The sequence below is a fragment of the Hasllibacter halocynthiae genome (assembly GCF_003003095.1).
Lineage (GTDB): Bacteria > Pseudomonadota > Alphaproteobacteria > Rhodobacterales > Rhodobacteraceae > Hasllibacter > Hasllibacter halocynthiae.
This window is the reverse complement of record NZ_PVTT01000001.1, coordinates 1,010,486-1,032,987: the sequence shown is the minus strand read 5'-3', so window position 1 is coordinate 1,032,987 and position 22,502 is coordinate 1,010,486. Positions and strand designations below refer to the sequence as shown.

26 protein-coding genes are annotated in these 22,502 nt (G+C 71.3%); 22 read left to right on the top strand and 4 right to left on the bottom strand.

All coding sequences use genetic code 11. The annotated features are described in order from the left end of the window. Positions 1-51: 51 nt before the first annotated feature. The 16 genes from BCF33_RS05215 (at position 52) to BCF33_RS05145 (ending at position 15,033) form a co-directional block, all read left to right on the top strand. Positions 52-888 carry a metal ABC transporter permease gene (locus BCF33_RS05215; protein ID WP_106159818.1) on the top strand — a complete coding sequence of 279 codons (837 nt, stop codon included), beginning with the start codon at positions 52-54 and terminating at the stop codon, positions 886-888. Next, positions 885-1,730: a metal ABC transporter permease gene (locus BCF33_RS05210; protein ID WP_281260003.1), complete on the top strand. Its 846-nt coding sequence runs from the start codon at positions 885-887 to the stop codon at positions 1,728-1,730. The genes BCF33_RS05215 and BCF33_RS05210 overlap by 4 nt, the downstream gene beginning before the upstream one ends. Positions 1,731-1,785: 55 nt before the next feature. Continuing rightward, positions 1,786-3,207 (top strand): NAD(P)-dependent oxidoreductase, encoded by a 1,422-nt coding sequence (locus tag BCF33_RS05205; RefSeq protein ID WP_106159817.1) that lies wholly within the window; start codon positions 1,786-1,788, stop codon positions 3,205-3,207. A gap of 17 nt (positions 3,208-3,224) precedes the next feature. Continuing rightward, on the top strand, positions 3,225-4,532 hold the full coding sequence (preA, locus tag BCF33_RS05200; protein ID WP_106159816.1) for an NAD-dependent dihydropyrimidine dehydrogenase subunit PreA: 1,308 nt from the start codon (positions 3,225-3,227) through the stop codon (positions 4,530-4,532). Positions 4,533-4,615: 83 nt separating this feature from the next. Then, a complete protein-coding gene (locus tag BCF33_RS05195; RefSeq protein ID WP_106160223.1) occupies positions 4,616-5,878 on the top strand; it encodes a Zn-dependent hydrolase in 1,263 nt (420 codons plus the stop codon). Then, positions 5,878-6,192 (top strand): hypothetical protein, encoded by a 315-nt coding sequence (locus BCF33_RS05190; RefSeq protein WP_106159815.1) that lies wholly within the window; start codon positions 5,878-5,880, stop codon positions 6,190-6,192. Before BCF33_RS05195 ends, BCF33_RS05190 begins: the two co-directional genes overlap by 1 nt. 134 nt (positions 6,193-6,326) lie before the next feature. Then, positions 6,327-6,620, top strand: a complete 294-nt coding sequence (locus tag BCF33_RS05185; protein WP_106159814.1) for a hypothetical protein — start codon at positions 6,327-6,329, stop codon at positions 6,618-6,620. Then, on the top strand, positions 6,607-6,879 hold the full coding sequence (locus tag BCF33_RS05180; protein ID WP_106159813.1) for a hypothetical protein: 273 nt from the start codon (positions 6,607-6,609) through the stop codon (positions 6,877-6,879). Before BCF33_RS05185 ends, BCF33_RS05180 begins: the two co-directional genes overlap by 14 nt. A gap of 132 nt (positions 6,880-7,011) precedes the next feature. Further along, the gene (hydA, locus tag BCF33_RS05175; RefSeq protein WP_106159812.1) at positions 7,012-8,475 is read left to right on the top strand and encodes a dihydropyrimidinase; all 1,464 of its coding nucleotides are present in this window, start codon (positions 7,012-7,014) and stop codon (positions 8,473-8,475) included. Positions 8,476-8,668: 193 nt separating this feature from the next. Beyond that, on the top strand, positions 8,669-9,331 hold the full coding sequence (locus BCF33_RS13885) for a hypothetical protein (RefSeq protein ID WP_146132785.1): 663 nt from the start codon (positions 8,669-8,671) through the stop codon (positions 9,329-9,331). Then, the gene (locus tag BCF33_RS05170; RefSeq protein WP_106159811.1) at positions 9,328-10,101 is read left to right on the top strand and encodes an ABC transporter ATP-binding protein; all 774 of its coding nucleotides are present in this window, start codon (positions 9,328-9,330) and stop codon (positions 10,099-10,101) included. Before BCF33_RS13885 ends, BCF33_RS05170 begins: the two co-directional genes overlap by 4 nt. Positions 10,102-10,297: 196 nt before the next feature. Beyond that, the gene (locus BCF33_RS05165) at positions 10,298-11,302 is read left to right on the top strand and encodes an ABC transporter permease (protein WP_106160222.1); all 1,005 of its coding nucleotides are present in this window, start codon (positions 10,298-10,300) and stop codon (positions 11,300-11,302) included. 8 nt (positions 11,303-11,310) lie between these two features. Further along, positions 11,311-12,135: an ABC transporter permease gene (locus BCF33_RS05160; protein WP_106160221.1), complete on the top strand. Its 825-nt coding sequence runs from the start codon at positions 11,311-11,313 to the stop codon at positions 12,133-12,135. Then, complete coding sequence (locus BCF33_RS05155) at positions 12,132-13,139, top strand: ABC transporter substrate-binding protein (RefSeq protein ID WP_106159810.1); 1,008 nt, start codon at positions 12,132-12,134, stop codon at positions 13,137-13,139. The genes BCF33_RS05160 and BCF33_RS05155 overlap by 4 nt, the downstream gene beginning before the upstream one ends. 81 nt (positions 13,140-13,220) lie before the next feature. Continuing rightward, complete coding sequence (gene dusA, locus BCF33_RS05150) at positions 13,221-14,186, top strand: tRNA dihydrouridine(20/20a) synthase DusA (RefSeq protein ID WP_106159809.1); 966 nt, start codon at positions 13,221-13,223, stop codon at positions 14,184-14,186. Between the two features lie 37 nt (positions 14,187-14,223). Next, positions 14,224-15,033 carry a sulfite exporter TauE/SafE family protein gene (locus BCF33_RS05145; protein ID WP_106159808.1) on the top strand — a complete coding sequence of 270 codons (810 nt, stop codon included), beginning with the start codon at positions 14,224-14,226 and terminating at the stop codon, positions 15,031-15,033. On the opposite strand, the gene BCF33_RS05140 is transcribed toward BCF33_RS05145, so the two are convergent. Together BCF33_RS05140 and ruvX are read right to left on the bottom strand one after the other, a co-directional pair. Then, on the bottom strand, positions 15,030-15,257 hold the full coding sequence (locus BCF33_RS05140; RefSeq protein WP_106159807.1) for a DUF1289 domain-containing protein: 228 nt from the start codon (positions 15,255-15,257) through the stop codon (positions 15,030-15,032). The genes BCF33_RS05145 and BCF33_RS05140 overlap by 4 nt on opposite strands. Continuing rightward, positions 15,254-15,721, bottom strand: coding sequence for a Holliday junction resolvase RuvX (ruvX, locus tag BCF33_RS05135; RefSeq protein WP_106159806.1), 468 nt, complete (start codon positions 15,719-15,721; stop codon positions 15,254-15,256). Before ruvX ends, BCF33_RS05140 begins: the two co-directional genes overlap by 4 nt. Before the next feature lie 155 nt (positions 15,722-15,876). Between ruvX and BCF33_RS14005 the strand changes: the two genes are divergently transcribed. Together BCF33_RS14005 and BCF33_RS14000 are read left to right on the top strand one after the other, a co-directional pair. Beyond that, the gene (locus tag BCF33_RS14005; RefSeq protein ID WP_158259351.1) at positions 15,877-16,050 is read left to right on the top strand and encodes a hypothetical protein; all 174 of its coding nucleotides are present in this window, start codon (positions 15,877-15,879) and stop codon (positions 16,048-16,050) included. 5 nt (positions 16,051-16,055) lie between these two features. Then, positions 16,056-16,199 carry a hypothetical protein gene (locus BCF33_RS14000; RefSeq protein ID WP_158259350.1) on the top strand — a complete coding sequence of 48 codons (144 nt, stop codon included), beginning with the start codon at positions 16,056-16,058 and terminating at the stop codon, positions 16,197-16,199. 13 nt (positions 16,200-16,212) lie between these two features. On the opposite strand, the gene BCF33_RS05130 is transcribed toward BCF33_RS14000, so the two are convergent. Further along, entirely contained in the window at positions 16,213-16,476 is a 264-nt protein-coding gene (locus BCF33_RS05130; protein WP_106159805.1) for a hypothetical protein, read from the bottom strand. Positions 16,477-16,594: 118 nt separating this feature from the next. Here BCF33_RS05130 and BCF33_RS14445 point away from each other — a divergent pair, with 118 nt between their 5' ends. The 4 genes from BCF33_RS14445 (at position 16,595) to BCF33_RS05115 (ending at position 21,452) form a co-directional block, all read left to right on the top strand. Beyond that, entirely contained in the window at positions 16,595-16,729 is a 135-nt protein-coding gene (locus BCF33_RS14445) for a hypothetical protein (RefSeq protein ID WP_281260002.1), read from the top strand. Positions 16,730-16,819: 90 nt separating this feature from the next. Beyond that, positions 16,820-17,422, top strand: a complete 603-nt coding sequence (locus tag BCF33_RS05125) for a superoxide dismutase (protein ID WP_106159804.1) — start codon at positions 16,820-16,822, stop codon at positions 17,420-17,422. A 203-nt stretch (positions 17,423-17,625) separates the two neighbouring features. Continuing rightward, positions 17,626-19,521 (top strand): LysM peptidoglycan-binding domain-containing protein, encoded by a 1,896-nt coding sequence (locus BCF33_RS05120; protein ID WP_146132784.1) that lies wholly within the window; start codon positions 17,626-17,628, stop codon positions 19,519-19,521. A gap of 164 nt (positions 19,522-19,685) precedes the next feature. After that, complete coding sequence (locus BCF33_RS05115; RefSeq protein WP_170073285.1) at positions 19,686-21,452, top strand: ABCB family ABC transporter ATP-binding protein/permease; 1,767 nt, start codon at positions 19,686-19,688, stop codon at positions 21,450-21,452. A 33-nt stretch (positions 21,453-21,485) separates the two neighbouring features. Here BCF33_RS05115 and BCF33_RS05110 read toward each other — a convergent pair whose 3' ends face one another. Further along, positions 21,486-22,409 carry a calcium-binding protein gene (locus tag BCF33_RS05110; protein WP_106159801.1) on the bottom strand — a complete coding sequence of 308 codons (924 nt, stop codon included), beginning with the start codon at positions 22,407-22,409 and terminating at the stop codon, positions 21,486-21,488. Positions 22,410-22,502: the final 93 nt, after the last annotated feature.

The following is a 22,502-nucleotide window of genomic DNA, read 5'->3' as shown; positions in this document are numbered from 1 at the left end:
GGGGTCGCCGCGCGCGCCCTCCCGCGCCGCCGCCCGGAGGGGGGAGGGCGCATGAGCCTGCTCGAGCCCTTCTCCTACGGCTACATGGTGAACGCCATCTGGGTGTCGGCCCTGACGGGCGCGGTCTGCGCCTTCCTCTCGGCCTTCCTGACGCTGAAGGGCTGGTCGCTGATCGGCGACGCGCTGGCCCACTCGATCGTGCCTGGCGTCGCGGGGGCCTACATCCTGGGGCTGCCCTTCGCCATCGGCGCGTTCCTCTCCGGCGGGATGGCGGCGGGCGCGATGCTCTTCCTCAACCAACGGACGGGCCTGCGCGAGGACGCGATCATCGGCCTCATCTTCACCTCCTTCTTCGGGCTCGGCCTCTTCATGGTCTCGCTCTCGCCCGCGTCGGTGGACGTGCAGACGATCACGCTGGGCAACGTCCTGGCGATCTCGCCGGCGGACACGGCGCAGCTCGCGGCGATCGGAGGGGTGACGATGACGATCCTGCTGCTGAAGTGGCGCGACTTCGTGCTCGTCTTCTTCGACGAGGCCCACGCCCGCTCCATCGGCCTGCCCACGGGGGCCTACCGCGTCCTCTTCTTCGCGCTGCTCGCCGCGTCCACGGTGGCCGCGCTGCAGACGGTGGGCGCGTTCCTCGTGATCGCGATGGTCGTGACCCCGGGCGCGACGGCCTATCTGCTGACGGACCGGTTCGGACGCCTCGTCACGCTCGCCGTCGCGATCGGGGCCGGGACGTCGGCGGCGGGGGCCTACCTCTCCTACTTCCTCGACGGGGCGACGGGGGGGGTGATCGTCGTCCTCCAGACAACGATCTTCGCGCTGGCCTTCCTCTTCGCGCCGGTGCACGGCCTCCTGGCCGCCCGCCGCAGGGCCCGGTCGTGAGCGAGCTGCTCCTTCCCTTCCAGCTTCCCTTCATGGCTGACGCCATGCTGATCGCCGCCATCGTCGCGGTGCCGGCCGCGCTGCTGTCGTGCTTCATGGTGCTGCAGGGCCTCAGCCTGATGGGCGACGCGGTCAGCCACGCGGTGCTGCCGGGCGTGGTGATCGGCTATCTCGCGGGCATCCCGTTCGGCCTCTCCTTCGCGGCGGGGCCGGGGATCACGATCGGGGCCTTCGTGGCCGGGATGGGCTGCGCCCTGCTCGTCGGATGGATCGACGAGAACGCGCGCGTCAAGCGCGACACGGTGATGGGCGTCGTCTTCTCGGGGATGTTCGCCATCGGGATCGTGCTCTACGCCGCCGTCCGGACCGAGCTTCACCTCGACCATATCCTCTTCGGCGACATGCTGGGCATCCTGCCCGTGGACCTCTGGACGGCGCTGGGGATAGCGGTGGTCGTGACGGCGTGGATCCTCCTCTCCTGGCGGGATCTCGCGCTGGTGGCGTTCGATCCGGTGCAGGCGCGGGCCGTGGGCCTTCGGACCCGGACGCTGCGCTACGGGCTGCTGGCCGCGCTGTCGGCGACGGTGGTGGCGGCGCTGAAGGCGGTCGGGCTGATCCTGGCCATCGCGATCCTGATCGCGCCCGGCGCCATCGCCTTTCTCGTGACGCGGCGCCTCGGGGCGATGCTGTCGGTCGCGACCCTGATCTCCGTCGTGGCCGGGGTGCTGGGCGTCTACCTCAGCTTCTTCATCGACAGCGCGCCGGCGCCGACCATCGTGCTCCTGCTGACGCTGACATTCGTGGCGGCCTTCGTGCGCGCGACCATCCGCGCCCGCACCTGAGGCTTGCAAAAAATCCGCGACGTGCGAGGCTTTCCCCAGCGGGAGGAGGACGCACATGGCCGATGGATCGCAGGCAGGCAGCTGGAAGTCCGGGCGCCGCACGCCCGAGGAGCTGGAGCGCGACTTCGGCGACCTCCACCCGCTCTACGACGCGCATGAGGCGCGGGTGGCCGCCGACCGCTGCTACTTCTGCTACGACGCGCCCTGCATCACGGCCTGCCCGACGGCGATCGACATCCCCCTCTTCATCCGGCAGATCCAGGCGGGCCAGCCGGGAAGCGCCGCCAAGACGATCTGGGACCAGAACGTCCTCGGCGGGATGTGCGCCCGCGTCTGCCCGACCGAGACCCTCTGCGAGGAGGCCTGCGTCCGCGAGGCCGCCGAGGGTAGGCCGGTCGAGATCGGGCGCCTGCAGCGCTACGCCACCGACACGCTGATGACCCAAGGGGTCCATCCCTACGAGCGAGCCGCATCCACCGGCCGCCGCGTCGCGGTGGTCGGCGCGGGCCCCGCCGGCCTCTCCTGCGCGCACCGCGTGGCGATGCGGGGTCACGACGTCGTGATCTTCGAGGCCCGGCCCAAGCCCGGCGGGCTGAACGAGTACGGCATCGCCGCCTACAAGACCCCGGACGGCTTCGCCCAGGCCGAAGTCGACTGGCTGCTGCGGATCGGCGGGATCGAGATCCGCGAGGAGCACCGGCTGGGCAGCGACATCTCCCTCGACACGCTGCGGGGCGAGTTCGACGCCGTCTTCCTCGGCATGGGCCTCGGCGGGACGCGCGCCTGGAAGGGGCCCGGCGACGACAAGGCCGGGCAGGGCGAGGCGGTGCACTTCATCGCCGACCTGCGCCAGTCCTCGGACCTCGGCGCGCTGCCGGTGGGCGGCGACGTGGTGGTGGTCGGCGGCGGCATGACGGCGGTGGACGCCGCCGTGCAATCCAAGCTGCTGGGGGCCGGGACGGTCACGATCCTCTACCGCCGGGCGCAGGACCGCATGCCCGCCTCCCGCTGGGAGCAGGACCTCGCGACCTCGAAGGGCGTGCGGATCCTCGACCGGGCCGTCCTGCGCGAGATCGTGGGGAACGGCGCCGTCGCCGAGCTGATCGTCGACCGGGTCGGCGACGACATGCAGCCCACGGGCGAGGTGCTGCGCCTGGCCTGCGACCAGCTCCTGCGCGCGATCGGCCAGGTCGCCGACGGCTTGCCCGACGGGCTGGAGACGGACGGCGGCAAGATCGCGGCGGACGCGCGGGGGCGCACCTCGCTGCCCGGCGTCTGGGCCGGCGGCGACTGCACGCCCGCGGGCGACGACCTGACGGTCACGGCGGTGGCGCAGGGCCGCGACGCGGCCGAGGACATCCACGCCGTCCTGATGGCCGCGGCCCCGGCCCGCACCGGCGCCCTCGTGGCCGAGCCCCTGCGCGGCATCGACGCCCCGCCTCACGGCGAGACCCCGCACCCCGGAACCCACGGCTGAGAGGAGGAGGCGCGACCATGGCAGACCTCACCACCGACTTCATCGGCATCCGCTCCCCCAACCCGTTCTGGCTGGCCTCCGCCCCGCCCACGGACAAGGAGTACAACGTCCGCCGCGCGTTCGCCGCGGGCTGGGGCGGGGTCGTCTGGAAGACCCTGGGCGAGGAGGGGCCGCCCGTCGTCAACGTGAACGGCCCCCGCTACGGCGCGGTCTACGGCGCGGACCGCCGCCTCCTCGGCCTCAACAACATCGAGCTGATCACCGACCGCCCGCTCGAGGTGAACCTGCGCGAGATCAAGGCCGTCAAGCGCGACTTCCCAGACCGGGCGATGATCGTATCGATCATGGTCCCGTGCGAGGAGGCCGCCTGGAAGGCGATCCTCCCCCGCGTGGAGGCGACCGGCGCCGACGGGATCGAGCTGAACTTCGGCTGCCCCCACGGCATGAGCGAACGGGGCATGGGTTCGGCCGTGGGCCAGGTCCCCGAATACGTCGAGATGGTCGCCCGCTGGTGCAAGAAGCACACCCGGATGCCGGTGATCGTGAAGCTGACACCCAACATCACGGACGTGCGGCACAGCGCGCGGGCGGCGGTGAAGGGCGGGGCCGACGCTGTCAGCCTCATCAACACGATCAACTCGATCACCTCCGTCGACCTCGACGACATGGCGCCCGAGCCGACCATCGACGGCAAGGGCACGCATGGCGGCTATTGCGGGCCGGCGGTGAAGCCCATCGCGCTGCACATGGTCGCCGACATCGCGCGCGACCCCGAATGCGGGAACATCCCCATCAGCGGCATCGGCGGCGTGACCACTTGGCGCGACGCGGCCGAGTTCCTGGCCCTCGGCGCCGGCACGGTTCAGGTCTGCACGGCGGCGATGACCTACGGGTTCGGCATCATCAAGGAGATGACGCAGGGCCTGTCGGACTGGATGGACGCGAAAGGCTATGTCTCCCCCATGGAGGTGTCGGGCCGCGCGGTGCCGAACGTCACGGACTGGCAGCGCCTGAACCTCGAATACGTGACCAAGGCCCGGATCGATCCCGACCTCTGCATCAAGTGCGGCCGCTGCTACGCCGCCTGCGAGGACACGTCCCACCAGGCCATCGCCGTCTCGCCCGACAGGACCTTCAGCGTGATCGACGCCGAATGCGTGGCCTGCAACCTCTGCGTGGACGTCTGCCCGGTCGAAGGCTGCATCACCATGGAACGCCTCGCCCCCGGCACGATCGATCCCCGCACGGGCCGCGAGGTCCGGGCGGAGCCAGCGGACTGGACGACCCACCCCAACAACCCGAGCGTGAAGGTCGCGGCGGAGTAGCCGCCGGCCCCGCCGCCCCCGGCCTGCCGGGGACGACATCGATAGCGAAGGCCCCGAAGCGCATTCGGGGCATGGAGAACCAGATGGCCGACGGAAGCACAGCCCCCGCCCGGAACATGCGGATCGACGCCGACCGTCTCTGGGACAGCATCCACGAGATGGCCGAGATCGGGCCTGGGGTGGCAGGTGGGTCGAACCGCCAGACGCTGACGGACGACGACGCGAAGGGCAGGGCGCTGTTCCGGTCCTGGTGCGAGGCGGCGGGCTGCGAGATGGGGCTGGACGGGATCGGCAACATGTTCGCCACCCGCCCCGGCACCGACCCGGACGCGCTGCCGGTCTATGTGGGCAGCCACCTCGACACGCAGCCCACGGGCGGGCGCTATGACGGGGTTCTGGGCGTCCTCGGCGGGCTGGAGGTGATCCGCACGCTGAACGACCTCGGAATCCGGACGAAGCATCCCATCACCGTCGTAAACTGGACCAACGAGGAGGGGACGCGCTTCGCCCCCGCCATGCTGGCCTCCGGCGTCTTCGCGGGCGTCCACGCGCAGGATTGGGCGGAGGACCGCACCGACGCCGAAGGCAATCGCTTCGGGGACGAGCTGGACCGCATCGGCTGGCGCGGGGACGAGCCCGTCGGCGGCCGCAAGATGCACGCCCTCCTCGAGCTGCACATCGAGCAGGGCCCGATCCTGGAGGCGGAGGGCAAGGAGATCGGCGTCGTCACCCACGGCCAGGGCCTGCGCTGGATCGAATGCACGGTGACGGGGAAGGAGTCGCACACCGGCTCGACCCCGATGCCGATGCGGCGGAACGCGGGCCGGGGCCTCGCGCAGATCACCGAGCTCGTCCACGAGATCGCGATGAGCAACGCGCCGAACGCCGTGGGCGCCATCGGGCACGTCGACGTCCACCCCAACAGCCGCAACATCATCCCCGGCCGCGTCGTCTTCACCATCGACTTCCGCTCGCACGAGCTGGACCGCCTGAACGGCATGGTGGACCGGCTGATGGAGGAGGCGCCGAAGCTCTGCGAGGCGCTGGGGGTCGGGTTCGCCGCCGAGATCGTCGGCCAGTTCGACCCGCCCGCCTTCGACGAGCGGCTGGTCGGGATCGTCCGCCAGGCGGCCGAACGGCTGGGCTACTCGCACATGGACATCGTCAGCGGGGCCGGCCACGACGCCTGCTGGATCAACCAGGTCGCCCCCACGGCGATGATCATGTGCCCCTGCGTCGACGGCCTCTCGCACAACGAGGCCGAGGAGATCCGCAAGGAGTGGGCGCAGGCCGGGACCGACGTTCTGTTGCACGCCGTCCTGGAGGTGGCGGAGGTGGCGGCTTGATGGCCGATTGGTCGAAGGTGGTCGCCGCGAACGGGGTCAGCCGGCTTCCCGGCGGATCGGCCTGTGATCCGATAGAGAAGCAGTGTCAGGATGCGATCATCGACCTCGTGATCTGCCTTCGCGGCGACTACCCAAACCTACCCCTTGGACATGCAGATCGCTTCCTCTCAGTGGGCGAATGGGGTCTTGCGTACGCAGAGGTCAGAGCAGTGGCGAAGGACATCGAGACGGCTAGCGAGTTCACGGCCGCGGCGATCGAGAGAGCGCGCTCTCTCTTCGACGACACGGAGACCGTTCGGCTCTATGAAGGCTGATAGGAAGGTTATGGATCCGCCGCTAGAGCGGTGCCCTCAGTCCTCGCTCCCGGTGGACGCGGCGGCATCACGCTGGACACCAGCCGCCCCATCCGGTTCCTTCCCCGGGCGATTCCGCCGCGAAGGACCATGCCATGCGCCCCGCCCAGCCCGACCGCCTCCGTTCGCGCCGTCCCGGCGCCCGCGCGCCGTGGGGGCGCGCCGCCGGCGTCCTGGCGCTGGGCGTGGCGGCGGCCTGCCAGCCCGTGCCCGCCGACTTCGTCGAGCTGGAGGTCGCGCCGCCTGCGCTGACCGGGCGCATCCCGGCGGAGGCGCGGGGGATGCCGCTGCTCGCCGATCCGGAAGGGTGTCTCTACTTCACCGCGATGCGCACCGTCCGGCCCGTGATCGACCCGGCGACGGAGGTGCAGGTCTGTGCGCTGCGCTAGCCTCCTCGTGCTGCCGCTCCTGATGGCGTGCGCGGACGGCCCGGGCGCCTTCGCCCCCGTCGACGGTCTGCCCGACGACGTCCTGCGCTACCTTCCCGCGGATGCCACCGCCGATGACGTCCGCATCCGCGAGGAATGCCTCTACGTCCGGACGGCCGACGGCATGGTCCCGGTCCGCCGCGGCCGGGTCGAGGTCTACTGCAACCCGCGCCCGCCGATCGAGCTGGGCCAGCCCGTGATCGTCGCGCCCGAGGCGTAGCCCCCACCTTCCGGCCCGACGCCCGTCCGGCGGGCCCTGCCGCACCGATGGGGGGCCGCCTCGGCGCCTGCACCCTTGCGCGACCCCCGCCCCCGCGCCACGCTGCGCCCGAAGGCAAGGGAAGGGGCGGCAATGTCCAAGGTCATCAAGGGCGGCACCATCGTCACCGCCGAGCGAAGCTTCCGCGGCGACGTCCTGATCGAGGGCGAGCGCATCGCCGAGATCGGCACGGACCTCGCGGGCGACGAGGTGATCGACGCGTCCGAAGCCTACGTCATCCCCGGCGGGATCGACCCGCACACCCACCTCGAGATGCCCTTCATGGGCACCACCGCCGCCGAGACCTTCGAGAGCGGCACCTTCGCCGCCGCCGCCGGCGGCACCACGATGCTGGTCGACTTCTGCCTGCCGGGCGAGGACGGCAGCCTCTTGAACGCGATCGACGAGTGGGACCGCAAATCGAAGGACCAGATCTGCACCGACATCTCCTACCACATGGCGATCACCGGCTGGTCGGAGTCCATCTTCGAGGAGATGGAGGCGGTCGTGAAGGACCGGGGAATCAACACCTTCAAGCACTTCATGGCCTACAAGGGCGCCCTGATGGTCGAGGACGACGAGATGTTCGCCTCCTTCCGCCGCTGCGCCGAGCTGGGCGCCTTGCCCCTCGTCCATGCCGAGAACGGGGACGTGGTCGCCGCCCTGCAGGAGAAGTACATGGCCGAGGGCATCACCGGCCCGGAGGGCCACGCCTTCTCCCGCCCGCCGGAGGTAGAGGGCGAGGCCGCGAACCGCGCCATCATGATCGCCGACGCCGCCGGCACGCCCCTCTACATCGTGCACGTCTCCTGCGAGCAGGCGCACGAAGCCATCCGCCGCGCCCGCCAGAAGGGGATGCGCGTCTACGGCGAGCCCCTGATCCAGCACCTGACGCTCGACGAGACCGAGTATTTCGACAAGGACTGGCAGTACGCCGCCCGCCGGGTGATGAGCCCGCCGTTCCGCTCGAAGGACCATCAGGACGGGCTCTGGGCGGGGCTCGCGGCGGGCTCGCTCCAGGTGGTGGCGACCGACCACGCCGCCTTCAGCGACGAGCAGAAGCGCATGGGCGTAGACGACTTCACCCGCATCCCCAACGGCACCGGCGGCCTGGAGGAGCGGATGGGCATGCTCTGGACCCGCGGGGTCGAGACCGGGCGCCTCACGCCGGAGGAGTTCGTGGCGGTGACCTCCTCCAACATCGCCCGCATCCTGAACATCGCGGGCCGCAAGGGCCACGTCGCCGTGGGGGCCGAGGCCGACCTGGTCGTCTGGGACCCGTCCATCACCAAGACGGTCGAGGTCGCGACCCAGAAGTCGATCATCGACTACAACGTCTTCGAGGGCATGGAGATGAAGGCCCAGCCCCGCTTCACCCTGTCCCGCGGCGAGGTGATCTGGTCCTGGGGTCAGAACAGCCAGCCGAAGCCCGGCAGGGGCAAGTTCGTGCGCCGCCCGGCCTACGCCTCGGCGTCGAAGGCGTTGAGCAAATGGAAGGCCCTGAACACCCCGAGGAAGATCGAGCGGGACCCGATGAACATCCCGGCGGGGGTTTAGTGTGAATGGCCCTTCGTTTTCCGAGGACCAGGGTAGATTCTCAGTCGATTACCGAAATTATAACGGGCGGATACTACTTGGCTCCAGTATTTGGTCATTCGATACGAGGTGGACGAGGGCAGGCTCTGGCTCGATACATGCGTATCGTGATGGCCTCAACATCGATGGTGTTTCCGTAGCTCGGGACGGTACATTGATCGAGGAAGTGACCAGTCATATTGTGCAAAACGCCGATTTTTCTTCTCGAGTGAGAACCCCAAGAGAAGGCGAAGTTGTTCTTTGGAAGAATACGAACGGCCTACTCTGTGCGGTTCGCATCAACCGAGTCACGCTCACTCCTGAAAGTCAGATTGGTACAATTTTAGATGCAGATTATCGTATCTTGCGCGACGGCGGCGATGATTTTTCTAACGAAGATGGCCGGGGCAGGTCCGAGGTGCGTCGAGCCCTCCAAGAGGCTTCGATCGCATTGGAACTTGCCGAAGGCAATCCTGCGATCTCGAATGCTGACGACCTAATCATCGGGATCGGACATAATGGTCCGCCCGAGCAGGTATCACCACCGGCTGATCTAGCGCAGTCCGTAGCAGAAGTATTGACCCATGCGAGCGACTTAGTGTGCGTAGAGACACCCGACACTACTCTAATTCAGGAGATGAAGGAGAAGGTGGCCGGTCTGTCCCTCGCAATAAGGAAATGGGTGGCTACAAGGCTAGAAGAACTTTCTTCCAGCGCAACGAAGGCGGTTGGCGTTGGGCTCGGAACTTCGCTTCTCGCGAGTGTCACGAATTGGCAGATCGTGGCCGAGAAACTCTCTTCAGTCGCAGACGCTTTCGTAAAGGCATTTGGGCTATGACCACCATCTCCGCCACCTCCCTCGACCTCACCTTCCAGACCGCCGACGGTCCGGTCCACGCTCTCAGGGGCATCGACCTGACCGTCGAGGCGGGGGAGTTCGTCTCCTTCATCGGCCCCTCCGGCTGCGGGAAGACCACCTTCCTGCGCTGCGTGGCGGCTCTCGAAACTCCGACAGCGGGCGAGCTTCAGGTCCAGGGCATGACCCCCGACGAGGCCCGCCGCGCGCGCGCCTACGGCTACGTCTTCCAGGCCGCCGGGCTCTACCCCTGGCGCACCATCGGCCGGAACGTCACCCTGCCCTTGGAGATCATGGGCTACCCCAAGGCCGAGCGGCGCGAGCGGATGGAGCGGGTGCTCGACCTGGTCGAGCTCTCGGGCTTCGCGAACAAGTATCCCTGGCAGCTGTCGGGCGGGATGCAGCAGCGCGCCTCCATCGCCCGCGCGCTGAGCTTCGACGCGGGCATCCTCCTGATGGACGAGCCCTTCGGCGCCCTCGACGAGATCGTCCGCGACCGCCTGAACGAGGAGCTGCTCGCCCTCTGGGCCCGGACCGGCAAGACCTGCCTCTTCGTGACCCATTCGATCCCCGAGGCGGTCTACCTCTCCACCAAGATCGTCGTGATGAGCCCCCGGCCGGGCCGCATCGCCGACGTCATCGACTCCCCCCTCCCGCGCGAGCGCCCCCTCGATATCCGCGACACGCCCGAGTTCCTCGCCGTGGCCCACCGCGTTCGCGAAGGGCTGCGCGAGGGGATGGAGGCGGCATGATCCTTCGGCGCTGCTTCGGGACCGGACTGAGAGCCCGCCCCCGGTCCTCCGGCGGGGCCCATGCGCGCCATTCCGGCCGGGACGGATTCCCCGGCGGGACGAGAAGGCGCGCGCGCACGTGACCGACCATCCCATCTCCGCCCCCGGCGCGGGGATCGGGCGGTCGCTTCGGGTCGGGCTTCTGGTGCGGCGGATGATGGGGACGGCGGGGCCGGTGCTGGCGGTGGTCGCGGGGCTGCTGGCGATCTGGTACCTCGCGGCGATCCCGATGAACGCCGCGCAGTCCGTCACGGACGCCGAGCGGGCGGGCGCCGCGTTCGACGTCTCCGCCGCCGAGCGGCGGGACATGGGCGGCCTCTCCCTCGTCGCGCTGGCGCCCGGCACGGCCCTCGCCGGCGCCTACGGACAGGAGCGGCCGCGCCTGCCCGCCCCCCACCAGGTCGCGGGGGAGATGTGGGCGAGCACCTTCGCCCTCGGCGCCGATTGCGGCCCCGCCGAGCGCGAGCGCGACCGGCTGGAGCTGTTCGGCCGGACCTGGGCCGTGCACGAGGACTGCCTCGCGCCCGTCACCTCGCGCCGCTCGCTGATCCTCCATGCAGGCCTGACGCTGGCGCCAACGCTGCTGGGCTTCGCGATCGGCAGCCTGCTGGGCGTCGCGCTGGCCGTCGGGATCGTACACTCCCGCGTGATGGACCTCAGCGTCATGCCCTGGGCCATCGCCTCGCAGACCATCCCGATCCTGGCCATCGCGCCGATGATCATCGTGGTCATGAACTCGGTCGGCATCCAGGGGCTGCTGCCCAAGGCGATCATCAGCGCCTACCTCTCCTTCTTCCCGGTCGTGGTCGGCATGGCCAAGGGCCTGCGCGCGCCGTCCGCCGCCGACCTCGACCTGATGCGGACCTGGGGCGCGTCCGGCGCGCGCATCCTCTGGCACCTGCGGCTGCCGGCCTCGGCGCCCTACCTCTTCGCCTCGCTGAAGATCGGGGTGGCGGCGGCCCTCGTCGGCGCCATCGTGGCCGAACTGCCCACCGGCGCGGTCCGCGGCCTGGGCGCGCGCCTCCTCGCGGGCAGCTACTACGGCCAGACCATCCAGATCTGGTCCGCCCTCTTCGCGGCGGCCATCGCGGCGGCGCTGCTGGTCGCGGCGATCGGGGGGATCGAGCGCGGCGTTCTCGGCCGGATGGGACTGCGGCGGTGAGCGGCGCGATGATCCTCGGCGTGTGGGCGGCGCTCTGGGGGGCGAACGTCTGGGTCGCGGGGCGGTCCTTCGGGCGGTGGCTGGCGCCGGTGCTGTTCGGCGCGGCCCTCCTGATCCTGTGGGAGATGACCGTCCGCCTCTTCGGCGTGCCCCAGGTCATCCTGCCGGCGCCCACGGCCATCGGGGCGGCGATCTCGGCGAATGTCCCGACCCTCTGGGCGGACTTCGTGCAGACCTTCGTGAAGGGCGCGCTGTCCGGCTGGGCGATCGGCTGCGCCGCGGCCCTGCTGACCGCGCTGGTCATTGATCGCTCCGGCTTCCTGCGACGGGGCGTCCTGCCCGTGGGCAACTTCCTCGCCGCCCTCCCGATCGTCGGGACCGCGCCGATCTTCGTGATGTGGCTGGGCTTCGGGTGGGAGTCGAAGGCCGCCGTGGTCGTCGCGATGGTATTTTTCCCCGTCCTCGTGAACACGGTCGCGGGCCTCGCCGACACGCAGCCCATGCAGCGCGACCTGATGGCCACCTACGGGGCCTCGCCCGGCCAGCGCCTGCGATACCTCGCGGCGCCCTCCGCGCTGCCCTTCGTCTTCAACGGCCTGAAGATCGCGACCACGCTGGCGCTGATCGGCGCCATCGTCGCCGAATTCTTCGGCAGCCCGACCGTCGGGATGGGTTTCCGCATCTCCACGGAGGTCGGGCGCTTGAACCTCCCTATGGTCTGGGCCGAGATCGCGGTCGCCGCGCTGGCGGGATCGGCGTTCTACGGTATCGTCGCGCTCATCGAGAAACGGCTCTGCTTCTGGCATCCGTCGCAAAGGGGAGGTCGCCCATGACCCGTCTGCTCACCACCACCGTCGCCGCAACCCTGGCCCTCGGCCTCGCCGCGCCCGCCGCCGCGCAGGACCTCGACGAGCTGACGCTGCAGCTCCAGTGGGTCACGCAGGCCCAGTTCGCCGGCTACTACGCCGCGCTCGCGAACGGCTACTACGAGGACGAGGGCCTCGACGTCACGATCCTGCCGGGCGGGCCCGACATCGCGCCGCCCCAGGTCCTCGCGGGCGGCGGGGCGGACGTGATGCTGAACTGGATGCCCTCGGCCCTGGCCGCGCGCGAGCGGGGCGTGCCCGTGGTGAACATCGCGCAGCCCTTCACCTCGTCGGGGCTGATGCTGACCTGCTGGGCCGACACGGGGATCGAGGGGCCGCAGGACTTCGCGGGCCGCACGATCGGCGTCTGGTTCTTCGGAAACGAGTATCCCTTCCTCTCCTGGATGAGCCAGGAGGGCATCCCGACCGAGGAAGGCGCCGAAGGCGGCGTCACCGTCCTCAAGCAGGGGTTCAACGTCGATCCCCTGCTTCAGCGGCAGGCCGACTGCATCTCGACCATGACCTACAACGAGTACAACCAGGTCCTCGCCTCCGGCGTCGCGGAGGACGAGCTGACGACCTTCCTCTACGAGGATCAGGGCGTCGCGACCCTCGAGGACGGGATCTATACCCTCGAGGAGAACCTCGAGGACCCCGAGATGGTCGACAAGCTGGCCCGCTTCGTGCGCGCCTCGATGCGCGGCTGGGAATGGGCGGTCGAGAACCCCGAGGAGGCCGCCGAGATCATCATCGACTACGACGAGACCGGCGCCCAGACCTACGACCACCAACTCGCCATGATGGAGGAGATCGCCAAGCTCGTGGACACCTCGCAGGGGGGCGCGCTGGACGAGGCGGCCTACCAGCGCACGGTCGACACGCTGCTGGCGGGCGGCTCGGACCCGGTGATCACCGCCGCGCCCGAGGGGGCGTGGACGGCGCAGGTCACGGACGCCGCCGGCGAGATGTGATCCGCGGGGCGGCGGGCGCAGGGGCCGGACGTCCCCCGCGCCCGCTTCCGTTCGGGCGCGCCGCCCCCTAGATGGCGGCGCATGACCCCGCGGATCGCCGTCGCCCCCATGATGGACTGGACCGACCGGCACTGCCGGGCGTTCCACCGCATCCTGTCGAGGCGAACGCTCCTGGTGACGGAGATGGTGACCGCGCCGGCCCTCGTGCGGGGCGGCGCGTCCCACCTCCTGCGCCACGGGGGCGAGCGTCCCCATGCCCTCCAACTCGGCGGCTCGGACCCCGCCGAGCTGGCCGAGGCCGCGCGCATGGGCGCCGGGGCGGGCTTCGACGAGGTCGACCTGAACTGCGGCTGCCCGTCGGGCAGGGTCCAATCCGGCACCTTCGGCGCGGTGCTGATGAAGGACGCCCCCCATGTCGCGCGCTGCGTCGAGGCCATGGCGGCTTGCGGCGTGCCCGTCACGGTCAAGTGCCGCATCGGCGTCGACGACCAGGACCCCGCCACCGTCCTGCCCGACTTCATCCGGCACGTGCGTGGGGCCGGCGCCGCCCGCGTCACCGTCCACGCCCGCAAGGCGTGGCTGAAGGGCCTGTCCCCGAAGGAGAACCGCGAGGTCCCGCCCCTCGACCACGCCCTCGTCCACGCCATGCGGGCGGAGTTCCCGGACCTCGACCTCTGGATCAACGGCGGCGTCGCGACGCTGGATGAGGCGCGCGCCCATCTCGGCGCCGGGATGGACGGCGTGATGATCGGCCGCGCCGCCTATCACCGCCCCTGGGACGTCCTCGCCGGCGCCGACGTGCTGCAGGGCGGTGCCGCTGGCCCGGCGCGTGAAGAGGCGGCCCTCGCCATGATCCCCCACATCCGCGCCCATCTGGCCGAAGGGGGACGGCTGCATTCGGTCACGCGCCACATGCTCGGCCTCTTCCACGGGCAGCCGGGCGCGCGCCGCTGGAAGCGCGTCCTGTCCGAGGGCGCCAGCAGGCCCGGCGCGGACGAGGGCCTCGTGCACGAAGCCCTCTCGGCCGTCTCGTCCGAGGTCGCCTGACCTTGCCCGCGTCGCGGCGCCGGGGCAGGGGGCGCGGATGGAACTGATCCTCTTCGCGATCGCGATCCTCCTCATCGGCGCGCTCGCGGGCCTGCTCGCGGGTCTTCTGGGCGTCGGCGGGGGGATCGTCCTCGTGCCGGCCTATTTCTATGCCTTCCGCGCGCTGGGCTACGGCGGCGAGGATCTGATGCGGATCTGCGTGGCCACCTCGCTCGCGACGATCATCGTGACCTCGCTGCGCTCGCTCCAGTCGCACCACCGCAAGGGCGCGGTCGAATGGGGGGTGCTGCGCGGCTTCGCCCCCTGGATCGTCGCCGGGGCGATCGGGGGGATGCTGGCGGCTACCGCGCTCGACACCCGGGCGCTCCAGCTGGCCTTCGGGGGTCTGGGGCTGCTGGTCGGGACCTACATGGCGCTGGGCACCGGCCGCCTTTCGCTGGGCGCGGCGATGCCGACCGGCGCGCCGCGCGCGGGCTACGGTGCGGCGACCGGCTTCCTGTCGGTGCTCATGGGCATCGGCGGCGGCAGCTTCGGCGTGCCGCTGATGACGCTCTACGGCATGCCGATCCACCGGGCGGTCGCGACGGCGGCGGGCTTCGGCGTGGTCATCGCGGTGCCGTCCGTGATCGGCTTCCTCCTCGCGCCCGCGGCCGGGGCGCCGCCCTGGACGGTCGGCAGCGTGAACGCCCCGGCCTTCGCGCTGACCATCGTCATGACCCTGCTGACCGCGCCGCTGGGCGCCGCCCTGGCGCACCGGATGAACCCCAGGCCGCTCAAGCGCGTCTTCGCGGTCTTCCTGCTGCTCGTGGCGGCGAACATGCTCTTCGAGGCGCTGACGGGGGCCTAGCCCTTCACCCGCGCCGCGCGCCCGCCGCGGCGCCGGCGCAGCCGCGGCGCCCGGCCGGGCAGCTCGTCCATCACCGCCCGCCGGGCCTCCGGCGTCATGCGGGACCAGGCGGCGATCTCGTCCCGCGTGCGCAGGCAGCCCGTGCAAAGCCCCTCCGCGGGGTGGATCAGGCAGACCTTCACGCAGGGCGATTCGATCTCGTCGCGCTCCCAGACGGTGGTCATCCGATGTACCTCAGCCGGTCCAGCATCCCCTGCAGGATATAGCTCGCGGCGACGCTGTCGATCCGCTCGGCCCGCTTGGCGCGCGAGGTGTCGGCCTCGATCATCGCGCGCTCGGCGGCGACCGTGCTCAGCCGTTCGTCCCAGAAGGCCAGCGGCAGGGCGGCGAGCCGCCCGAGGTTGCGCGCAAACCCCCGCGCCGCCTGCGCCCGCGGCCCCTCCGTGCCGTCCATGTTGCGCGGCAGGCCGATCACGATCCCCGCCACGCCGCGCCCCTGCGCCAGCACGAGGATGCGCTCCGCGTTCGGCGTGAACTTGGTCCGGCGGATCGTCTCCAACGGCGAGGCGACGGAGCGTAGCCCGTCCGACACCGCGACGCCTATCGTCTTCGTCCCCGGGTCCAGCCCGATCAGGGCCCCGGCCGGGGGCAGGAGGGCGGCGAACTCTTCGGCGGTCTCGCAGATCATGGAAGGGCCGATAGGCGCTTTCCGGCCCGGCCGCGAGGTGCCGCCGCGCCACCGGTCGGGGAAGGCGCGCGCGACGCGCCGCCGGCTCCGGCGGGAACCCGGCAGCGCAAGGCCGGTTGGGGCCGGGACAGTCACCCGCGGGAAGGTTCCCTCACGTGCTCAAGCGCATCGCCATCGTCGCCCTCGTCATCGTGGCGATCATCCTCGTCCTGGCTTTCTGGGGCACGTTCGAGTTCCTCGACTTCCTCTTCGACGGCCTACGGCCCGACCCCGAGCCCGTCGTGGTCGACCCCGCCGGCGACGACGTCGTCATCGTCCCGACGGAGTAGGCGCCATGCTTCGAACGTTCCTCATCATCGCCATCCTCGGCGCCGTCGCCTTCGGCGCCGCCATCGCCCTCGGCGTCGTCACCTTCGGCGAGCCCGCCGTCGAAGCGGTCGGCGAGGGCGAGATCCTCGAAGGGGTGACGGAGGATTGACCCCGTCCTTCCCTCAGTGGACGAGCTCCGGGAACGGCGCCTCGTCCTCCTCGATGAGCTCCGGGAACGGGTGCGCCTCCTCCAGCTCGGCGGCCTCGCACCGTGCCGCCGCACGGGCGATCTCCGCCATGCGGAGACGCTCGCGCGTGCCCTGCTCGGGGCGGGCCGCGTAGGCCCGAGCGGCGCCTTCTGCCCTCGCGTCCGCATGACGCTGCAGGGTCCGCGCGCCCTCCAGCGCCCCGGCGAGAAGGTCCGCGTAGCTTCCGATGTTCCTCATCTTGAACCCCTCCGCGAGATGTTCCGCCTTCGTTCTTAACTCGGTGTTCCCCCTCTGTCCACAAAAATGAACCCATCCCCCTTTCGTGCGTAGTCCCGCCACAGACCGGAGGGGCGACATGCGAATTCCCTATCCCCGCATCCTCGGCGCCTTGGCCGGTGCAGCGGTCCTGCTGCTCGTCCTCTGGCTGACGAGCGGCCTCTACCTCGCTGACGACACCGTGCCCGAGCCCGTCGTCCTCTTCGACTACTGACCGCCGGTGCCGGCGGGACCGCGCGACGCTTGACGGGCCCGGGGGCGCGGGACAGGTCTGGCCCGGACGCAACCCAAAGGGAGACGCCTCATGGCCGCCTTCGACCTTCCCGACCTGCCCTACGCGCACGACGCCCTCGCCCCCAAGGGCATGTCGAAGGAGACGCTGGAGTATCACCACGACCTCCACCACAAGGCCTATGCCGACAACGGCGCGAAGCTCGCCCAAGGCACCGAGTGGGAGGGGCGGCCCCTCGAGGAGATCGTGCGCGGCACCTACGAGAAGGGCGCCGTCGCCCAGTCCGGCCTCTTCAACAACGCCTCGCAGATGTGGAACCACAACCAGTTCTGGGAGATGATGTCGCCCGATTCCAAGGGCATGCCGGGCGAGCTGCAATCGGCCGTGATCGAGTCCTTCGGTTCGGTCGACAAGATGAAGGAGGAGTTCGCGGCCGCCGGCGCCGGGCAGTTCGGCTCGGGCTGGGCGTGGCTCGTGAAGGACGAGGGCGGCGCGCTGAAGGTCACGAAGACCGAGAACGGCGTGAACCCGCTCTGCTTCGGGCAGACCGCGCTCCTGGGCTGCGACGTGTGGGAGCATTCCTACTACATCGACTACCGCAACAAGCGCCCCGCCTACCTGCAGAACTTCCTCGACAACCTCGTCGACTGGGAGAACGTCGCCTCGCGGATGTAGCGCGACGCCGAGCCCCGGCGGCGGGGCGGGCAAAGGCATCCGCGCGCCTTGCCCGCCCCGGCGCCTGACGCGGAGCCCCGCCCAGCCCCTTGCTAGCTGGGCGGACGGTCCGCGCTTTGACCTAGCGTCCGCTGCGCGCTAGGCAGGGGATGGGGACCTGACGGAGGTTCGGGCGCGGGGCGTCCGAACGATGGAACATGGGCATGACGACGCGCACGATGGCTTCCGGGGCCGCCGCCCTAGCCATGCTGCTCGTCATGGGCTGGTGGGCCGCCGGGCGGCAGGACGCGCGCGCCCCGGCCGGGGCGCCACCCATGGCCGATGCCGGCGCGGACGCATTGCCGGTCAGCGCCGGCGCGGACGCATCGCCGGCGTATCGGGCGGGTCCCACCGAAGCGCCGCCCGCCGACCCCCCCGCGGATCCCGACGCGCCCGGCTTCGACCTCGTTCGGATCGAGGCGGACGGCTCCGCCCTCGTGGCAGGGCGCGCGCGGCCCGGCGCCCGCGTCGCGATCCGCTCCGGCGACCTCGTGCTGGCGGTCGTGCTCGCCGAGGAGGACGGAACCTTCCTCGCCACGCTGGACGATGTCGCGCTGGACGGCCCCTCCGCCCTCTCCCTCCTGGCGGAGCTGGACGGGGTGGCCACGGCATCGGGGCAGACGGTGATCGTCCAGCCGCCCCCCACGGCGGACGCCTCCGCCCCGGAGGCGCGGGTGGTCCTGGCCGAAGGTCCCTCGGCGCCGGTGGCGGACGCCCCCGCCATGGGCACGGCCGCCCCGCCGGACGCACGGGTCGCGGGCGCCCCGGATCGGCCGCCCCCCCCGATCCCCGAGGCCGCCGCGCCCGCGGCGGAGACGGCTGGGTCGCGGCGGTCGCAGGACAGCCCGGTCCTTTCGGGGGATACCGCCGGACCGGGCGCGACAGGGGCCCGGTCCGGGATCGCCCCATCCCCGCCCGGCGCGGCCGCGGCGCCGGCCGGGGCACCGCCGCTCCCCCCGCCGGCCGCCCTCGCGGCGCGGCTGCCCGTCGCGGACGAAGACCCCCCGGCGGCCTCGGGCGACCCCGCAGGCGCACCGGCGCCGGGGTCGTCCCCAGCGTCATCCGGGGTCGCGCTCCTCTCCGATCCGTCCGCCGCGCCGGGATCGGCCGGCGTCCCCGGCCCGGACGCGGACGGTGCCGCGACGTCTTCCCAGGCCGCAACCCCGGCGACAGGAGGCGCCGCGCCTCAGGCGCCGGCGCCCGCGGGCATCGTCTCCGCCGAAGCGGGATCTCCCTCACCCGGCGCCACCTCGCAAGTCGTCGCCGGCGGGGGCGCCGTCCCTCGGACGCCGCCGGTCGCCCCCGCGCCGGGTGCCGCCGCGCCTGCCGCTGCCGCGCCCCCCGCCCCGATGGCGCCGGGCGCCACGATGGCGGGCGCCGCCACGTCCGTCCCCGCCGACCCCTTCGGCGCCGCGGCGTGGGAAGCCCCGGCATCCGCCATGGCCGGCCCCGTCGGCCCCGAAGGCGCGGCGACGCCGGACCCGTCCCTGCCGCCCGCCGCGCAGACCGAGGCGCCGCGTGTTCTCCTCGCCGAGGCGGACGGATTGCGCGTCCTCCAGGCGCCCGAACCGCCCGCCGGGGTCGCGATCGACGCCATCAGCTACGGCGCGGGCGGGGACGTCCGCCTCTCGGGGCGGGCCGGCGGCGGCGAGGGGGCGGTGCGCCTCTATCTCGACGGGCGCGCCGTCGCGGACGCCACGCCGACGCCGCGGGGGGACTGGTCGGTCTCGCTGCCCGCGATCGATCCCGGCACCTATGTCCTGCGCGCCGACCGCCTCGACGCGGCGGGGTCCGTCACCGCGCGGGCGCAGACGCCCTTCCTCCGCGAGACGGACGAGGCGCTCGCGCTGCAGGCCGCGGCCGAAGGGCAGGGCGCGCGGATCGTCACCGTCCAGCCCGGCTACACCCTCTGGGGCATAGCGGAGCGGCGCTTCGGCTCGGGCCTGCGCTACACCGCCGTGTTCGAGGCGAACCGCGACCAGATCCGCGACCCCGACCTCATCTATCCCGGCCAGGTCTTCACGGTCCCGGACCTGCCCGCCGGGACCCCCCCGGACTAGCGTTCCCCATCCCGCGGGCCTAGGTGGTGCCCTTCACCCCGAAGGAGCGTCCCTTGGCCGACGTCACCGCCAGCAAGCCCCCCGAGGGGGGGTCGGACGATTCCGCTGCCCCCGGCGCGGCGCCCGCCGTTCCCGTCCCCGCGGGCGAGAGCGGCGGCTGGGCCATCATCGCCCGCGTCTTTCCCTATGTCTGGCCCCCCGGGCAGGCTTGGGTGAAGCGCCGCGTCGTCGTCGCCTTCGCCGCGCTGGTCCTCGCCAAGCTCGTCGCGGTGACGACGCCGCTCTTCTACAAGGCGGCCGTCGACACGCTGACGGCGGACGCGCCCGACCCGGCCTGGGCGCTGGGGATCGGCGCGGTCGGCCTGACGGTCGCCTATGGCGTGACGCGCCTGCTCAACGTGGGCCTCCAGCAGCTTCGGGACGCGGTGTTCGCCCCCGTGGGCCAGCGCGCGCTGCGCAGCATGGCCCTCGAGACGTTCGAGCATATCCACGCCCTCTCCATGCGCTACCACGTCACCCGGCGCACCGGCGGCCTCTCCCGCATCATGGAGCGGGGGGTGAAGGGCGTCGACTTCCTCCTGCGCTTCCTGCTCTTCTCCATCGCGCCCCTGATCCTCGAGCTGCTGCTCGTCGGGATCATCCTCTGGGTGCTGTTCGACTTCGCCTATCTCGCCGTCGTGTTCGGGGCGATCGCCCTCTACGTCTGGTTCACCTTCGCCGTGACCGAATGGCGCGTCCGCATCCGCCGCGAGATGAACGAGCGCGACACCGACGCCAACCAGAAGGCCATCGACTCGCTCCTGAACTTCGAGACGGTGAAGTATTTCGGCGCCGAGGCGTGGGAGGCGGGGCGATACGACGACGCGATGCGCGGCTACGAGCGCGCGGCCGTGCGGACGCAGGTCTCCCTCGGCATCCTGAACACGGGCCAGGCGGTCATCATCACCGTCGCCCTCGTCGCCGTGATGATCATGGCGGCCATCGGGGTCTCGCGCGGGGCGCTGACGGTGGGCGACTTCGTGATGGTCAACGCCTACATGATCCAGATCACCATGCCGCTGAACTTCCTCGGCACGGTCTACCGCGAGATACGCCAGGCCCTCGTCGACATGGGCGAGATGTTCGGCCTCCTCGACCACCCGGCCGACGTCACCGACGCGCCGGGCGCGCGGCCGCTGCGGGTGAAGGGCGGGGCCGTCGCGCTCGACGACGTGCGCTTCGGCTACGACCCCCGCCGGCCCATCCTGAAGGGCGTCACGATCCGGGTCGATCCGGGTCGCACCGTCGCCATCGTCGGGCCCTCCGGCTCGGGCAAGTCGACCATCGCGCGGCTTCTCTTCCGGTTCTACGACGTCCAGGGCGGCGCCGTCCGCATCGACGGGCAGGACGTGCGCGAGGTCACGCAGACCTCGCTCCACGCGGCGATCGGGGTCGTGCCGCAGGACACCGTCCTCTTCAACGACACGATCCGCTACAACATCGCCTACGGCCGCCCCGGCGCCTCCGACGCCGAGGTCGAGCGCGCGGCCCGCGCCGCCCGCCTCCACGATTTCATCGCCACGCTGCCCGAAGGCTACGACACCCCCGTGGGCGAGCGGGGGCTGAAGCTCTCGGGGGGCGAGAAGCAGCGCGTCGGCATCGCGCGGACCCTCCTGAAGGACCCGCCCATCCTCATCCTCGACGAGGCGACGAGCGCCCTCGACACCGGGACCGAGCAGCAGATCCAGGCCGAGCTGCGCGAGGCGTCCAAGGGCCGGACGGTGCTGACCATCGCGCACCGCCTGTCCACCATCGTGGACGCCGACCGCATCGTGGTCCTGGAGGCCGGCGTGGTGGTCGAGGAGGGGACGCACGACGCCCTCCTCGCCCGCGGCGGCCGCTACGCCGCCATGTGGCACCGCCAGGCGGCGGAGGAGGAGGAGGGCGTCTGAGAGGCGCCCCGCCGGGCGGCCTTACCGCCCGCCTTACGCTGCCGTGGAAAGCTCCGCCGCCTCGAGGAGATCCTCGAAGCTCATCACCAAGAAGGACACCTTTCCGTTCACGTCCTCGACGCTCCGGTTCGCCAGGACGGCCATGTCGGTGTCGCCCAAGGCCACCGTCACGCCGCCGTCCCCGTTGTTCCGCAGCCACACGTCCTGCGGGCCGTCCGGCGTGCCCTCCAGCACCACGACCTCGCCCGGCTCCGCGTCCTCCACTACGACCAGCTCCTCGCCCGGCCCCGTCGGGCGCATGACGAGGAACGTGTCGCTCTGCTCGCCGCCCGTCAGCGAATCGCCGTCGTCGCCGAAGAGGACGTCGTTCCCGAACCCGCCGTTCAGCTCGTCCGGCGCGCCGCGCAGGTCCTGTCCGTTCATGTCGCCGAAGACGACCTCGATCCCGTTCAGGACGTCCTTGCCTTGGCCGCCTGTCAACCTGTCCTCGCCGCCGATGCTCACGAGGACGTCCTCACCGTCCCCTCCGCGCACGAGGTCGTCCCCCTCGGGATCCGCCAGGACGGTCCCGTCCGGACCCTCGCGGAGATCGTCCACCCAGCGGTCGTCGCCGCCTCTCAGGAACACCTCGTCGTCGCCCGCGCCCGACATCACCTCGTCGTCGCCGAAGCCGGCGAACACCCGGTCGTTCCCCGCCCCGATGTCGATGACGTCGTCGCCCTCGCCCGCATTGACGAGAAGGTCGCGCCCCGTGTCGTCGGTGATCTCGTCACCCCCGGCCGTGCCTTCGATCACGGTTCGGCCGATGCTGGAATCGTCCTCATCCAAGCCCCCGCCTTCGTCTCCGCCTCCGCCTCCGCCGCCATCGCCACCGGCCGTCCGGTCGTCATCGTCGTCGTCTCCTCCCAGTAGAGGCAGAAGCGCGAGCGGCAGGATCAGGAGAAGGAGAAGTTCCATGGGGGTCCTCTGAACATGAGGGCCAACCATCGGCGCGTCCCGTACCCGTTGCAAGCCTGCAGGTCGGATGGTTCGGGCCCGGGATACGACGCG